This window comes from Pseudoalteromonas sp. CO348 (assembly GCF_004208845.1).
GTDB classification, from domain to species: Bacteria; Pseudomonadota; Gammaproteobacteria; order Enterobacterales; family Alteromonadaceae; genus Pseudoalteromonas; species Pseudoalteromonas maricaloris.
Genome location: NZ_SGPI01000011.1, coordinates 70,341 through 84,375 on the forward strand (window position 1 = coordinate 70,341; position 14,035 = coordinate 84,375).

16 protein-coding genes are annotated in these 14,035 nt (G+C 41.9%); 4 read left to right on the forward strand and 12 right to left on the reverse strand.

The genetic code is table 11. The annotated features are described in order from the left end of the window. Positions 1 to 54: 54 nt before the first annotated feature. The 4 genes from EXT48_RS03960 to EXT48_RS03975 form a co-directional block, all read right to left on the reverse strand. Entirely contained in the window at positions 55 to 735 is a 681-nt protein-coding gene (locus EXT48_RS03960; protein ID WP_130163641.1) for a hypothetical protein, read from the reverse strand. Positions 736 to 848: 113 nt separating this feature from the next. Beyond that, positions 849 to 2,615: a class I poly(R)-hydroxyalkanoic acid synthase gene (gene phaC, locus EXT48_RS03965; protein WP_130163642.1), complete on the reverse strand. Its 1,767-nt coding sequence runs from the start codon at positions 2,613 to 2,615 to the stop codon at positions 849 to 851. 62 nt (positions 2,616 to 2,677) lie between these two features. Beyond that, a complete protein-coding gene (locus EXT48_RS03970; protein WP_017216260.1) occupies positions 2,678 to 3,025 on the reverse strand; it encodes a phasin family protein in 348 nt (115 codons plus the stop codon). A 125-nt stretch (positions 3,026 to 3,150) separates the two neighbouring features. Then, positions 3,151 to 3,900 carry an SDR family oxidoreductase gene (locus tag EXT48_RS03975; protein WP_039496779.1) on the reverse strand — a complete coding sequence of 250 codons (750 nt, stop codon included), beginning with the start codon at positions 3,898 to 3,900 and terminating at the stop codon, positions 3,151 to 3,153. Between the two features lie 215 nt (positions 3,901 to 4,115). Between EXT48_RS03975 and EXT48_RS03980 the strand changes: the two genes are divergently transcribed. Both EXT48_RS03980 and EXT48_RS03985 read left to right on the forward strand, forming a co-directional pair. Next, positions 4,116 to 4,658 (forward strand): hypothetical protein, encoded by a 543-nt coding sequence (locus tag EXT48_RS03980; RefSeq protein WP_130163643.1) that lies wholly within the window; start codon positions 4,116 to 4,118, stop codon positions 4,656 to 4,658. A gap of 171 nt (positions 4,659 to 4,829) precedes the next feature. Beyond that, positions 4,830 to 6,134, forward strand: a complete 1,305-nt coding sequence (locus tag EXT48_RS03985) for a DUF4910 domain-containing protein (protein ID WP_045989169.1) — start codon at positions 4,830 to 4,832, stop codon at positions 6,132 to 6,134. A gap of 55 nt (positions 6,135 to 6,189) precedes the next feature. Here EXT48_RS03985 and EXT48_RS03990 read toward each other — a convergent pair whose 3' ends face one another. Then, the gene (locus tag EXT48_RS03990) at positions 6,190 to 6,432 is read right to left on the reverse strand and encodes an acyl carrier protein (RefSeq protein WP_039496786.1); all 243 of its coding nucleotides are present in this window, start codon (positions 6,430 to 6,432) and stop codon (positions 6,190 to 6,192) included. A gap of 115 nt (positions 6,433 to 6,547) precedes the next feature. On the opposite strand from EXT48_RS03990, the gene EXT48_RS03995 reads away from it, so the two are divergent. Beyond that, entirely contained in the window at positions 6,548 to 7,549 is a 1,002-nt protein-coding gene (locus EXT48_RS03995; protein ID WP_069018920.1) for a YhdH/YhfP family quinone oxidoreductase, read from the forward strand. Next, positions 7,546 to 8,007 (forward strand): 3-hydroxyacyl-ACP dehydratase FabZ family protein, encoded by a 462-nt coding sequence (locus EXT48_RS04000; RefSeq protein WP_130163644.1) that lies wholly within the window; start codon positions 7,546 to 7,548, stop codon positions 8,005 to 8,007. The genes EXT48_RS03995 and EXT48_RS04000 overlap by 4 nt, the downstream gene beginning before the upstream one ends. A gap of 51 nt (positions 8,008 to 8,058) precedes the next feature. Here the strand turns inward: EXT48_RS04000 and EXT48_RS04005 are convergent, their stop codons facing one another. Genes EXT48_RS04005 through fabZ form a run of 7 tightly spaced genes read right to left on the reverse strand, consistent with a single transcriptional unit; the run spans position 8,059 to position 14,033 of the window. Next, positions 8,059 to 8,976: an AAC(3) family N-acetyltransferase gene (locus EXT48_RS04005; protein WP_045989171.1), complete on the reverse strand. Its 918-nt coding sequence runs from the start codon at positions 8,974 to 8,976 to the stop codon at positions 8,059 to 8,061. Positions 8,977 to 8,987: 11 nt separating this feature from the next. Then, positions 8,988 to 9,956 carry a transketolase family protein gene (locus tag EXT48_RS04010; protein WP_130163645.1) on the reverse strand — a complete coding sequence of 323 codons (969 nt, stop codon included), beginning with the start codon at positions 9,954 to 9,956 and terminating at the stop codon, positions 8,988 to 8,990. Next, complete coding sequence (locus tag EXT48_RS04015; protein WP_130163646.1) at positions 9,940 to 10,785, reverse strand: transketolase; 846 nt, start codon at positions 10,783 to 10,785, stop codon at positions 9,940 to 9,942. The genes EXT48_RS04010 and EXT48_RS04015 overlap by 17 nt, the downstream gene beginning before the upstream one ends. 11 nt (positions 10,786 to 10,796) lie before the next feature. Beyond that, complete coding sequence (locus tag EXT48_RS04020; protein ID WP_130163647.1) at positions 10,797 to 11,543, reverse strand: SDR family NAD(P)-dependent oxidoreductase; 747 nt, start codon at positions 11,541 to 11,543, stop codon at positions 10,797 to 10,799. Then, the gene (locus tag EXT48_RS04025) at positions 11,540 to 11,959 is read right to left on the reverse strand and encodes a hypothetical protein (protein WP_130163648.1); all 420 of its coding nucleotides are present in this window, start codon (positions 11,957 to 11,959) and stop codon (positions 11,540 to 11,542) included. The genes EXT48_RS04020 and EXT48_RS04025 overlap by 4 nt, the downstream gene beginning before the upstream one ends. Next, positions 11,959 to 13,563: a GMC family oxidoreductase gene (locus EXT48_RS04030; protein ID WP_130163649.1), complete on the reverse strand. Its 1,605-nt coding sequence runs from the start codon at positions 13,561 to 13,563 to the stop codon at positions 11,959 to 11,961. The genes EXT48_RS04025 and EXT48_RS04030 overlap by 1 nt, the downstream gene beginning before the upstream one ends. Beyond that, complete coding sequence (gene fabZ / locus EXT48_RS04035) at positions 13,560 to 14,033, reverse strand: 3-hydroxyacyl-ACP dehydratase FabZ (protein ID WP_039496798.1); 474 nt, start codon at positions 14,031 to 14,033, stop codon at positions 13,560 to 13,562. Before fabZ ends, EXT48_RS04030 begins: the two co-directional genes overlap by 4 nt. Positions 14,034 to 14,035: the final 2 nt, after the last annotated feature.

Consider the following 14,035-nt stretch of genomic DNA (forward strand, 5'->3'; position numbering starts at 1 on the left):
TAAGGCCTTAACGTTAACGAATGTAAAAGGCCGCATCCTAGAAATACTTTGTGTTTAACTACTACAGCCGCTGCCACAACTGGAACCACTACTACAACTTGAGTTTGAAGAGCTTGAGGAAGAGGTGCTGCTGTCGCCACTGTCCATTGACGTACACCCGATGTGTCCAGCATAGGTTGTAGTGCTGGAATCGCCTTTGGCAATGGGCTCTAGAAAATCGGTTGCCGAGTAGTAATAGCCATTTGGGATATTAAGTAAGGCATCCAGTGCGAATAATATAGGTAAAGCAGCTGGTCTTCGCGGGGATATGCGCTCGATGCTACAGCAGGCTCGCCATGTTTTACGTAGACTAAGTTGAGCTTTGTTTTTCCCTTTCATTGCCTCAGATGGACAATGATGTAAGAAACGGTCAAAGGCCTCGTAACAAAAGGAGTGATACTCTTGGGTGTGTAAAATAAATTCATGCCATAGCGCATCTACAACCCGAGAGGGCATAGCTAAGGATTGATCTTCGAGCAATAAGTTCGCTTGAAAAAACTGCTTAAGGCCTAACTCAACTTGTGTCAGTTGCTCATTAGTAAGCTCTGGATAATGGTGGCTGAGTTTGGGTCTTAAATGTGTGAGGTCGTAATCTTGAATAAAGCTACGTCTACGTGCTGTCGTTTTTACTTTTTGATATTGTAATACGCCAACAAAGGCTACGAATGCCGCAACAAGTATAAGAAATCCAATCATGTTATTTCCCTATATTTTTGTGTCCTAGACTGACCGAATGTATAGAATGTGTCAATAACGGGAAATATTAGAAGCAAGATTGCTTGCCTCTAATTGATTTGATTGTAAGTTTCTTAAATACTCTGTTTGACGTATTCTCCGGGGGCATCGTAAATCCCCGGTTGTTCATCACTTTGTGCGGCACGAGCTGGGACTTGCTCTGGGTTTATTTGATGTAGCCACTGCGCCCAATGCGACCACCATGACCCGCTTTCATGCTTTGCCGAAGCAAGCCACTGGGCGGGGTTTTCTTGGTCTTGTCCATCAAACCAATAACCATATTTGTTTGCACTTGGCGGGTTGACCACTCCGGCAATATGGCCAGACTCACCAAGCACAAAGGTGAGCGGGCTGCTGAGCTTTTTAGCCCCCTCAAAAGTGCCTTGCCACAGCGCAATATGATCGTCACGGGTAGAGAGAAAGTAGACAGGTTGCTTTACTTTACTGAGGTCAATTTTAGTGCCACGAATACTGACAGACTTGTCTTCAATAAGCTGATTATTGAGATATAAGTCTCGTAAAATAAAGTTGTGGCAGGCCGCTGTTAGATTTGTACTATCACTATTCCAGTAGAGTAAATCTAAGTCGGCGGGCGCTTTGCCTTTGAGGTAGTTATTAACGAAGTAATTCCAATACAAGCTGTTTTCTCTCAGCATACTAAAAGAAGTACCGAGCAGATGCCCTGACATCACGCCATTTTGATTATTATACTGTTCTAGCGCATTAATGGTGGGCTCATTGATAAATGCGCCAAGTTCACCTGGCTGCGAGAAATCTAAAATTGTGGTCAGCAAGGTTGCACTTTTTACTCTTTGTTTGATGCGTTTAGCAGCAATATAGGCCATACATGTGGTGAGTAGAGTACCGCCGATACAATAACCTACAGTATGGATTTGCGTTTCGCCTGTTTGTTTTTCTGTTTGCTCTAAAGCACATAACACACCGTCGACGACATAGTCGTCAAACGCAATATTTGCCATGCTTGGATCTGGGTTTTTCCATGACATCATTAGCACGGTATACCCTTGTTCAAGTGCCCATTTAACCATCGAGTTATCTGCTCTCAAGTCCAAAATATAGTATTTATTAACAAATGGCGGCACGATAAGCAGGGGAGTCTTGTGCACTTGCTCCGTAGTCGGATGATATTGGATCAATTCAAACAAGTGGTTTTGGAATACCACTCTACCCGGTGTACAAGCCAGGTCTTCTCCAAGTGTATAGGCATTTTCATTGGTCATGCTGACTCGGAGCATTTCAGTACTTTTGGCTAAATCTTTTTTTAAGCGCGCCAGTCCATCGAATAGATTCTGCCCGTTACTTTCTAGCGTCAGCTTGAGTAATTCTGGGTTGGTTGAAACAAAGTTGCTCGGTGATACTGAATTAACGGACTGTCTTGCAAAAAACGCTAATCGCTCTTTAAGTTTTGGGTCGAGACCTGGAGTATTTTCAATGGTGTTTTGTAGCGATTGTCCAAACCAAAGATAGCTTTGTTTAAGGTAGTTAAACCAAGGATTTTCTTGCCAATCTGGGTCTATAAAGCGTTTATCTCCGCGCTCAGGGCTAATAATGTCTTCTTTCTCATCTGTAGTTTGCGGCATAAAACTGTTTTGAAAAATAGCAAACTGAGTTTGCCACCACGCATTTTGCTGTTTAATAAAGGTTTCCGGTTGCTGATTGAGTGCACTGAGCCAACTTTGTAAGTCGGCTTGGTTTTGCTCATTTAATGCATTTTGTAATGGATTCTCTTTACCAAAATTTGTCGCTGCGAGCTGCCACAATTCTTGGTTATATTGCCACCACGCAGTTAACCCTTGCTCAATATTTTCTTGAGTGCCCATACAGGTAGATCCTTTGTGTTGTTTGAACGGGTAAGGCGACCTAAGTCGCCCAAAATTGCAGGTTATTGCGCTTTCGCTGTTTTTAGCGTTTCTTTACCAAGAGATTCTAAGCTGTCTTTAAATTCTTGACCTAATTGAGAAAGCTTTTGACCATCTTGGATCATCTGTTGGCTTAGAGCGTTTAACGCGTTCAACTGACTTGCGTTAAAATCCATCATAGATTTTGCATCTTTGATTTCAGTCGCTTGCTTTAGCTGCTCAATGGATGTTTTAGTGATCTGTTCAGCCGAGTGCAGCTGAATTTTAGATAGTGCTTCGATGTTTTTTGCTACGATTTGGTTAAACTGTACCGCTGGTGCAAAGAATTGCTCAGTTTGTTCGTTGAATGTTTTGAATAAATCGCTGTACATGGTCTTTTCCTTGTTATCGATTAAATTAACACAATGGATGATAGTGATTAGTTAGCACCACCGAACATCAGGTACAGCTCGCTCCCTCGGTGGTATTTAACCTGAGGTTATTTAGGTTATTTAGGTTATTGCATATATAGGCCGCCATTGAGCGACAGGGTTTCGCCAGTAATGTAACCGGCTGCTTTTGATGCTAAGTAAGCAACCGCAGCTGCAACTTCGTCAGGCGTGGCTAAACGTTGCATCGGTACTTGTGCTTTTATGCTATTTAATACGTCTTCACGCATGGCGCTTACCATAGGCGTTTCTGTGTAGCCTGGTGCTACTGCATTGACGGTGACACCGCTTCTTGCACCTTCATAGGCCAGCGCTTTGGTAAAACCAATCATGCCTGCTTTTGCGGCGGAATAATTAGCCTGCCCAAATTGACCTTTTAGGCCATTAACGCTGGAGATATTAACGATACGGCCTTGCTTATTTGCGCACATTGCCGCAAAGACTGGGTTGGTCATATTAAAGAGAGAATTTAAATTGGTGTTGATCACCTCGCTCCATTGCGCGTGGGTCATTTTTTTAAACGCTGAGTCGCGTGTGATCCCGGCGTTGTTTACGAGTAGATCGATATTCCCAAATTCTTGTAAGACCTGAGTCATCGCTGTGTGGCATTGCTCAGCATTAGTCACATCCAAGAATAAAGGTTTTACTGCCGCTGGGTTTATTTGTAGCGTGTTAAGCCATAGATCAAAGTCGGCCTCATTACGCCTTTCGCTTGCTATCGCGACAACAAAAAAATCTTTTTCAATGAGTGTTTTCGTAATAGCAGAACCTATCCCACCAAAGGCACCAGTTACCACCGCAATTTGCTTGTTTTCCATAACGCTCCCGCGAAAAAAGAGGCTATACCAACATACTTCCTAGCCGAGTTAGCTTATCGAGTATTTTTGCTGGTATTTATGACAAATTGGTCGCGAGTTGATGTCAGTTTGAAGACAGCGGAAACGAAATTAGGAACGCACAACGTAAATTTAATTAAGTTTTATCCGGTTTTTCCGATATGTATAGCAAACAGTGTCTATCCCAAGGAGTGAAAATGGATATTCAAATACATCAAGGTAGCTTATCACCGCTAAAGCAACAGACTGAATTGAAATCACAAGGCTCGGCCCAAGTTACTTCCAACCAGATAAAGACGAAATCACCAAGCGATGCGGAAGAAAAGCAAGAGGTACCCGCGATGCTCTCCAAAGAGCTTGATGATGAAGCAGCAGGTTATAAAGAAGATAACCCTGTATTTAAAGAGGATTATGAAAACTTAGAAAAGGCAATGGACCTTATTCAAGCGCAAATTCGTAAACTCCAAGAAAGAATTAGTAAGCTGATGCAATCCCGAGAACAGCGATTTTTAAAAGTCGAACAGCACCCAGACGCGATTAATGATGAGCAGCAAGCTTTAATCGAACACGTAGGCAGTAAAAAGTACCGTGACCAAACAAAAGTAGATGAAGTGGAAGTGCTTGAAGAGCAGCTCTCTGAATTTAAACAGCAAGAAGCGGAGCTTCGCATCCAGATGTTAAAGATGATTTTGGCGGAGCGAGAACGGTTGGAAGAGCTTAAACGCAAAGGAAAACGGTAACTTTTTACCACTAAAAGGTAACAGTATGTTGTATAAGTAATTTTTGAGAGTTATATTTTATTGGATAATCTTTTGGAAATAATGTGTGGCGTGCCAACGATATCCATTTAGAACAATAAACGCACTAGAAAAATAAAGTGTATCATATTCGGGAAATAAGGAGTTTAGAACGTGCAATATCAAGAGTCAGAGTTGTTTTATAGTGACCTTTTTGATGAGCTTTTCCCCATACTGCGTTCAATCACGGGGCCAGGCTTGCGTCAGAGTTATGATATTTTCTCTCGTTATATGCCCTTGACAGTTCAGTCTATCCCGACAGGTACCTCAGTGTTTGATTGGACAGTTCCACAAGAGTGGCACTGTAATGATGCATACCTTCTAGATCCGGATGGGCAAAAAGTCGCCGATATGAAACGTTTAAATCTAGAAGTGGTAAATTACTCTGAGCCTGTAAATAGTGAGATTGAGCTCGAAGAATTACAAAACCACCTTTACAGTCTTCCTGAGTTACCGAATGCCATTCCATATGTGACCAGTTATTACAAAAAAAGGTGGGGGTTTTGTGTATCTCAGAATACTCGGGATAAGTTAAAACCCGGCACATATAAAGCGGTCATTGACAGTGAATTTGTTAATGGTCATTTGGATATTGCACAGACTGTCCTTGAGGGAGAGTCAAAAAAGGAAATCCTGCTAAGTTCTTATTTATGTCATCCATCAATGGCAAATAATGAAATCAGTGGGCCTTTGGTGCTGCTCGGTTTATATCACCGAATTAAGCGCTGGCCAAAGCGACGTTATTCGTATCGCTTTGCTTTGCATCCGGAAACAATTGGTAGTTTAGGGTTGCTTCATTTAGAGGGCGATTACTTAAAGGAAAATTTAGTTTCAGGTCTTGTAATTAACTGTATGGGTGGTGAGCCTGAAGAATTAGTATTCAAGCATAGTCGTAACGATAATGGATTGTTAGATAAACTGCTATATCACCTTAATGAACATGGCTTTCACCACCAAAACATTCCGTTCAGCCCATTAAGTGGTTCAGATGAGCGTCAATACAATTCACCAGGTTTTCAATTTCCAGTATGTTGCGTGAGTCGATGTTTTCATGCAGGTTATAGTGAGTATCATACTTCGTTAGACGATAAAGAAAATATGGGGATTAAACCGATATTGGATAGTATCGACAAACTTGAGAAGATTCTCATTGCGTTGGAGCAGACAGCAACGTTCGAGAACAAGTTTCCTTATGGTGAACCAAATTTAGGCAAGCGAGGGCTGTACCCGACATTGAGCTTTTTCAGCAAAGAAAGAGTTGGCCAATTAGAAGAGTTGAATCATATCAGGATGTTACTCAATTATAGTGATGGAAAGCATGACACGATAGATATTGCGAACTTATCGGGTTGTAGCGTAGTAGATATGGAAAGTGCGATCAGTAAGTTAGAGCAACAAAGCGTTCTTGAAATGCTTTAGAAACGGAATGATAGCCAAGCTTTAAGCTTGTGCTATCATTTTTTAAAACTAGTTATTATACAACTTCAACATCATACTTTTTAAGTATGTTTTTCCCTTCGCCGTATGAACTAAAGTCTATGATATCTTCCATTTCTAACATGATATCAAATGCATCTTCTAATTCTGCAACGAGTCCCATGTGACCGACTGAGTCCCACTCAGGAATTGCTTGATAGCCGAAGTCATCGGTGAGCTGTGCTTCAGTGATGTCAAAAGCTGTAATAAAGGCCTGATTGTACTTTTCTAAGTTACTCATTTATTGTTCCTATTTGACGACGAGCAATAACTATTATTGTGAAAGAATATTCGTTGACTATCAATAGCATCTATAAAAGAATGTCAGTATCTTGATATATTAAAACACACTTGCCATGACAGAATACTATAATGCACTCGTAGTGGAAAAAAAATCTCCAAGAGAATTTGAATATCGAGTTAAAAGCTTGCCAGTGACACATCTACCTAGTTCTGAAGTACTCGTAAAAGTGCACTATTCTTCTTTAAATTATAAAGATATTTTATCCTGTCAGGGCAATCCTGCAGTGACTCGCCGCTTCCCTCATACTCCGGGGCTTGATGCAAGTGGGGTAGTTGAGCAATCAAATTCAGCTCTTTTTAAAAAAGGCGATAGAGTAGCTGTGTTTTGTACGCCATTGGGGATGAATTATCAGGGCGGTCTTGCAGAGTATATATGCGTACCTGCTGAGTGGCTCATCCGATTGCCAGAAAATATGTGCCTAGAGGAAGTAATGGTATATGGAACCGCAGGGTATACAGCAGCACTTGCCGTTGAAGCAATCGAAAAGCATGGTATCGACAAGTCAGCTAGTAAGGTGCTGGTAACTGGAGCTAGTGGTGGTCTTGGCAGTATCGCAGTATTACTTCTTAAGCATCTTGGTTATGACGTTGAAGTGAGTGTAACTCGGGAAAACGGTAAAGTTTTCCTTGAGAATTTAGGGGTCACCGCTATTGTTGATTTAAATGCGTCAGATGTGAAGACGACACAAAACTTATTGCCTTCAAGGTGGCAGGCAGTCATTGATGTGGCTGGTGGAGATGTGCTCGCTTGTATTTTAAAGCAGGTATCAGAGAATGGCATTGTTGTGAGCACAGGGCTTGTTGCGGGGACGCATTTTGAGACAAATGTATTACCTTTTATTCTTCGTGGGATCAGTCTAATAGGTATCAACGCGGAAGGAACCTCGGTCGAAAGTAGAAAAAGTCTACTGATAAAACTGGCCTCAATTTGGCGAAGTTCTGCGCTTTGCGATGTCTACACAAAAGTGAAATTAGCAGGGGTCAGTTGTGCTATTGAAAACTTTAAGGAGCAGAATATATATGGCAGAGTTGTAGTGGATATGGAGGCTAAATGATGATGAAAACTGCGGAACAAATATCTACCGCTTTGAATATAACCGCCCCTTTTTTAATGATCGATAATTACGAATTGATTGAGAAAGGGAAAACGGCTATCGCGACAAAGTCTATCTCCGTTGATGATTGGTTTTTTGAATGTCATTTACCAAAATCTGGTGTCATGCCGGGCACATTGCAGATAGAAGGTATGTTACAAACGTTGGTGCTACTGATTTACGACTCATTTGAGCACGGAGAACATCGGGCTTATGTAAACAATATTAACGTTAAACTGATGAAGGCTGTCACAGTGACCACTTGCTCGGAGTTGCGCTATGAAGCAACCATACTTTCTATGAGAAGGGGGATATGTAAGGGCGAAGTAATTGCTTTGTGTGACGGTACAAAAATTTGCGCAGGCACATTTAGTTATGCCTCTCCACACTTAATGGCGGTACCTAAGTCAGCTGAATGATTTACGACCAATAGCCTGAAATAACTATTGGTCGTAAAAGGGCATTAATTATCAGCAGCTTTGGGTATTAATTAGTGCGTTTAACTCTTTGGTGTACAGCTTATCTGCTACCTTGCCGGTGATCACTTCATGCTCTTGTTTCATCGGTCCATAGTAATCAACATATCGGTTATTTCCACTATTTAGATCTTGCAACATCATTTCATGTGCACAGAGTAGGTTGATGCTGTGAATGAGAAGAGGTCTTTTTAGTGTGGATAGGAGTTGGGATTCAATAACTGCTGCTTCTCTAAAGGCTCTATCTCCAGTATGGGTTAAAGAAGAAAAGTCACAGGTATCTAGGTCTCGAACATAAAACTGAGTTTCAATGTGCTGCTCTTTGGTGTTTTGTAAGAGCAGCGAACCTGAAAATGTTTTGACGTAGCGATAATCAACATCGGCACAATGCTCTGCATGGTGAATGCTTGAGAGTGATTTTACATAGTGATGCCCAACGCAGATTAGCTGAGTGTTGTTATTTATCACCCACTCAAAAATGGAATCGGGTCCAGTGCTTTTAGCGATATAATTTTGTGTGAGAGAGGGGTAGGCGTGACCAAAAACTAAAAAGGAATAAAATGGTTGTTGAACTCTATGTTGCGGATATTGGGCTAACAACATTGCACCAAAAACACCGGTTTGTACTTCACTCTTGTAGGGAGAAAACGCTTTACTGTGAGGAAAACTAAAGTAAAACGACGAAATAAGTAAAGACTCATTAGGTTTGAGTTGTTCTACCAATGAATCAACAATATACACTGCCGCTTTGTGCGCTTCTGTGTGCTTTACACCTGTTGCAGCAATCAGCATGCGAAAATCAACTGACAACCAATATACATCACTTTGACATTGATTAAAGCTCAATTGTACTGCTGATACGATATTATCAAGCGCTTGAGTGACAGAATGATGATTATGTTCAAATTGCATCTTTAATCCAATTACTTAGTGAGAAATGTTACTGCTTTTTGAGCTATTGATTGTGCGTCCAACCCTTGCTCGCCAAGCATATAATCGTAATCACCTGTTTTTATGTATGCATCGGGTAGGGCAACAGAAAGGTGACGAATACCACTGCCCAGAGGCGATAAATATTCAGCAATGGCGCTACCAAGGCCTCCAATTTTAGAGTGTTCCTCGACGGTGATAATAGGTCTGCCTTTGGCGATGATTTCTTGCAGTCTAGCTTCATCCAAAGGCTTGATAGTATGCATGTTAATAACGGATGCCGATATTCCTTGCTCCGCGAGTAATTCGGCGGCCTGCAAAGACTGGTAAACCATTGAGCCACAAGCGATAAGAGTTACATCAACCCCTTCCCTAAGCAGAATTGATTTTCCTATTTCAAATTCATAATCATCTGTGTAGACGATTGGACAGTTTGCTGTGCCTGTGAGGCGTATATACATGGGGCCTTTGAAACTAGCAGCGGATTCTACTAACTTCACGACTTCAACACAGTCTGCAGGGGACACAACGGTTAAATTTGGGATAGCACGCATGACCGCCATATCTTCGATTCCGAAGTGAGAGTTCCCCAAAAAGCCCATGCTTATCCCACCACCGATTGCGACAGCTTTAACATTTAGCTCCATGTAACCCAAATTCATTCGAATTTGTTCGCTTGCCCGCATGGCGATAAAGGGTGAAAAGGAAGAGGCAAAAACATTGTACCCCTCCTTTGCAAGTCCTGCTGCTACGCCAATCATGTTTTGCTCTGCAATACCAGCATTAAGAAACTTATCTGGGTAGGTCGTGCGAAAACGTTCTAACCCAGATGAACTCGCCAAATCAGCTGACATTACCATAAGGTCATCGTGCTTATCTGCTATGGCAAGAATTGCTTGACCATACACCCCTCTCGGACCGAGTCTCGCCCACTGGCGTGCGCTTTTAGACGTTATTTCCATTGTCGCTCCTTTCGTTATTTGAATTATTGAGGGCAGCGACAGCTGCTTCGTAATTAGTTTTAGTTAGACGATTGTGATGCCATGCGTTATCGCCTTCCATAAAAGAAACACCTTTTCCTTTAATCGTATTAGCGACGATGGCTTTAGGCTTATTTAGAGGAGCTTCTTCAAAAGCTTCAACAATGGCATCAATATCATGACCGTCAACTTCAATAACATGCCAGCCAAAAGCACGAAATCGTTCTGCCATATTGTCGATGTGAAGTACATCTTTTCCAAAGCCATCATTTTGTTGTTTGTTGTAGTCTATGATAGCGGTTAGGTTGTCCAGCTTTAGGTGGGATGCCAACATAGCAGCTTCCCATACGGAGCCTTCATTGGTTTCACCATCACCAACTAATGTATAGGTATGAAAAGGCTTTACTTGTTTTTTAGCAGCGAAAGCGATTCCGACCGCCATTGATATACCGTGACCCAAACTACCATTAGAGGACTCAATCCCTAAATCAAGATTCATCACGGGGTGGGCGATTAGATCACTGCCATTTTGTTGAAAGGTATCAAAAACTTCTTGAGAAATGATGCCTGCGCCAAGCAGTGCAGGATAAAATCCAAGTACACCGTGGCCCTTACTCAAGATGAAACGGTCTCGTTCTGGCCAGCGAGGATCTTGGGCGTCAAAATTAAGTACTTTTCCATAGAGTACCGCCATGACATCAGTCATAGACAGAGCACCACCAATATGAGTAGATGTGCCACTGTGATAGCTAATATCGAGTATCTTTTGCCTCATGGTACGTGCAAACTCAGTTAATTCTGGATAACTCATTACATTCCTCTTTAAATTAAACCGCCATCAACGTTGAGCACTTGGCCTGTGATGTGCGTCGCTAAATCACTACATAAGAACAAAGCTGTATTTGCAATGTCTTGAGGTATCGCAGCCTTTTTCAGTAAACTTTTAGCGACTAAGTCTATTCTTGCTTGTTCATCCATCTCTTCAGCCATATCGGTGCTAGTGATACCTGGCGCAATAGCATTCACCCTAATACCGCTATCTGCAAGTTCTACTGCCATACTTAGACTCGCGCGCTCAAACGCAGATTTGACACTTCCGTACGCTAGTGTACCGAGATCAATTTGATGCGTTGCACTTGAAAGAATATTGATTACACACCCTTGTTTTTGTCGCTGCATTAGTCTTGAAATCTGCTGAGTTAGCAATAACTGATTGAACAAATTCACTTCAAATAGCTGTTTAACATCATGCATTGAAGTCATTTGAAACAATCCACCCATTGCAACTCCAGCATTATTTATCAATATATCGACCGTTTTAGAAATTGCTCTAATATCTTTTATCGAGGATTTGACACTATCTTCATGGTTTAGATCTAATTTCACAAAGTGCAGATTATCTTGATGTGTCAAACTTGCCTTTGCGGTTTCAATGTCTCTGACAGCAGCGATTACCGTGCAACCATGTGCCAACAAGGTCTCGCTAATCGCTTTGCCGATCCCCCTGTTTGCGCCAGTTACAACGGCCACTTTATTTTTAGCAAGTTGCCCTGCAATGTAAGGTATCATATGACTTTCCTGTAAATAGGCCCACGTTCGTACACATCCTCAAGCAGCAGCCAGTCATCACTTTCCAAAGAGTTCCCGTCAGGAAAAGGAGGCACTGCGCCGGAACCAATTTTGGTTAACACGCTAGGGTGAGTGTAGTAGGCAGTAAGACATTGTTGGACGATATAATTGACTAAATAAACATCCACTCGCTTAGCTTTTTCAATGCAAAGTAAGTAGCTTTTTTCATCAAGGGAGGACAATGAGTTCGAAAACTTTTCTTGCGCAACATTATTTAAAATGAATAAAAACTCTTCAATTTGCTGTGGTTCTAAAAGGTTTGCTAAAGCCTTATCTATATGCAGATCCGTCGCAGAGGGCATATTAAGGCTTGTATCTGAGGGTAAAATAACATCTAGAAATTGCGATAAACTCATTATACTACCCAACTCTTTATATTTTTACTGATGTGGTCACAAAATTTTAGAGTTAAAGCTTGGGCGGTAGCGACTGGGTTGACAGCTCCTGATGTGATAAAAACGCTGCTGTCGACGATGAAAAGGTTGCTTACTTCATGTGCTTGCCCATGCTCATTGACCACTGAATTTGTTTTATCTGCTCCCATTTTGGTTGTTCCCATTAGGTGCCAACCCGCATGTTTCACAGGATAATGAGCTGCTGAAATTTTCGCTCCGGCTTCGGCGAATAACTTTTTAGTTTGTTCGATACCATGCTCGAGCATTTTTTTTGTATTTTCATGTAGAGAATAGTGCACTTTGATACCGGGCATACCAAACCTATCCGTTTTCGAATAATCAAGCTCTATACGGTTTTCAGGATCTGGTAAATCCTCAGAAATGACGGCAATGCCCATATTATGGTTAAAATATTGCGAAAAGGCCTGATGATGGTTTTTTCCAAGAGGTATTCTTCTCGTTATGTATCCGGAGCACGCGCTATCTACTGCTGAAGAGCCCCTTAATACGTGCAATGTGTAGCCGCGTTTAAAGCCTCTATCTTCTTGCGTTTCATAAAATTGTTGAGAATAAATACTACAGCCTTGTGGACCGATGCTTGTATCAAGTGGTTCATCAAATACACCTTCGACATATGCGAGTGGATGTAGCATCAAATTGCGACCAACAAGGTCATAGTTGTTTAATAGCCCATTAGGGAAAAGTTCGGATTTACTATTTAGTAGTAATCTAGGTGTACCTATCCCGCTACAAGCGAGAATGACAAGGGATGCGGCTAAAAATTGCTCATCTCCATGTTTGTCATAATATTTTACTCCTGTTGCTTTTTGTTCTTTATCAACTGGAATATCAAAAACACGGCATTCAGTCATTACTTGAACGCCTTGTAACTTTGCTTGCGGCCAGTAAGTAATATCAACGCTGCCTTTGGCACCTTGACTACACCCGGTATTACACGGGCCCAAATTTATGCAAGGAGGTCGGTTTTGGTGGTTTTTAGTATTGATAGCACTGTATGACGGCCACCAATGCCAGCCAAGCCGATTAAAAGCTTGAGCCAATATTTTCGCACCTCGCCCCATCGCGACTGGCGGCAATAAGTTTTCATATTCAGGGTATGCAGTATCTCCAACTAACCCTGCAACGCCCATCATCTCTTCATTTTGATTAAAGTAAGGAGTGAGCGTCTGGTAGTCAAATGGCCAATCCTCTGCAACCTTATCAAGCTTATATGTGGCAAAGTCAGAAGGGTGAAAGCGCGGAAAGTGCCCTGAATATAAGATGGTACTACCACCAAAGCCATTAAAATTGGCAAGAGATATAGCGGAATTACTGTTATCAATTGGGTAATCAGCTTTGTTGGCTCTAACATTCGGGTCAAAACTCGCTGACCGTTGCTTATCTCGCTCCCAATCCGCTTTGGTCGTAGGGTATTGGGCTGGGTTAGATTCGCGACCTTGCTCAATACAAACTATAGATAGGTTGCTATCCTGGCTGAGACGCCAAGCAGCGGCTGCTCCACTTGCACCAGAGCCAACAATAATAATATCTACTTTAGCGGTCATAACTCAGTTTTCTTTTTTGGCAGATATTGCTCGAGGATTTCCGGAATGGTAATCATCATATCGGCCTCACAGGCTATTTCGCCATTAACCTTTGCCACGCCCCTGCCTTTACAAATACCTCTTTTCCAAGACAGTACTTCGGTTTCAATTTCAAACTTTTCACCTGGTTTTACTTCTCTTTTATAGCGCACGGTGTGTTGCAAGGCATGTGTTACTTTACCCTTTAAGCCGGGAAGAGTAGTAATCGCGACCGTTAGCATTTGCGCTAACGCTTCGAGTTGCAGGGCGCCAGGCATATTTGGACCATCAGGAAAGTGTACAGGGAAGTACCACTCATTCATGGTTAGATTTTTATAGCCTTTGGCATATTTCCCGGGAATAACTTCCTCAACATGGTCAATCATGAGAAAAGGGTAGCGGTTAGGTTGATATTCTTGTAGTTCAACACAGTTTAAACTGAATTTTTCCATTT

Excerpts from the sequence above, each read along its gene's own strand:
- EXT48_RS04005 (WP_045989171.1), bottom strand. The coding sequence starts at position 8,976 with ATGCAATTTGAACATAATCATCATTCTGTCACTCAAGCGCTTGATAAT.
- EXT48_RS03970 (WP_017216260.1), bottom strand. The coding sequence starts at position 3,025 with ATGTACAGCGATTTATTCAAAACATTCAACGAACAAACTGAGCAATTC.
- EXT48_RS03980 (WP_130163643.1), top strand. The coding sequence starts at position 4,116 with ATGGATATTCAAATACATCAAGGTAGCTTATCACCGCTAAAGCAACAG.
- EXT48_RS03975 (WP_039496779.1), bottom strand. The coding sequence starts at position 3,900 with ATGGAAAACAAGCAAATTGCGGTGGTAACTGGTGCCTTTGGTGGGATA.
- fabZ (WP_039496798.1), bottom strand. The coding sequence starts at position 14,033 with ATGGAAAAATTCAGTTTAAACTGTGTTGAACTACAAGAATATCAACCT.
- EXT48_RS04020 (WP_130163647.1), bottom strand. The coding sequence starts at position 11,543 with ATGATACCTTACATTGCAGGGCAACTTGCTAAAAATAAAGTGGCCGTT.
- EXT48_RS04000 (WP_130163644.1), top strand. The coding sequence starts at position 7,546 with ATGATGATGAAAACTGCGGAACAAATATCTACCGCTTTGAATATAACC.
- EXT48_RS04015 (WP_130163646.1), bottom strand. The coding sequence starts at position 10,785 with ATGAGTTATCCAGAATTAACTGAGTTTGCACGTACCATGAGGCAAAAG.
- EXT48_RS04030 (WP_130163649.1), bottom strand. The coding sequence starts at position 13,563 with ATGACCGCTAAAGTAGATATTATTATTGTTGGCTCTGGTGCAAGTGGA.
- EXT48_RS03995 (WP_069018920.1), top strand. The coding sequence starts at position 6,548 with ATGACAGAATACTATAATGCACTCGTAGTGGAAAAAAAATCTCCAAGA.
- EXT48_RS04010 (WP_130163645.1), bottom strand. The coding sequence starts at position 9,956 with ATGGAAATAACGTCTAAAAGCGCACGCCAGTGGGCGAGACTCGGTCCG.
- EXT48_RS04025 (WP_130163648.1), bottom strand. The coding sequence starts at position 11,959 with ATGAGTTTATCGCAATTTCTAGATGTTATTTTACCCTCAGATACAAGC.
- EXT48_RS03960 (WP_130163641.1), bottom strand. The coding sequence starts at position 735 with ATGATTGGATTTCTTATACTTGTTGCGGCATTCGTAGCCTTTGTTGGC.
- EXT48_RS03990 (WP_039496786.1), bottom strand. The coding sequence starts at position 6,432 with ATGAGTAACTTAGAAAAGTACAATCAGGCCTTTATTACAGCTTTTGAC.
- phaC (WP_130163642.1), bottom strand. The coding sequence starts at position 2,615 with ATGGGCACTCAAGAAAATATTGAGCAAGGGTTAACTGCGTGGTGGCAA.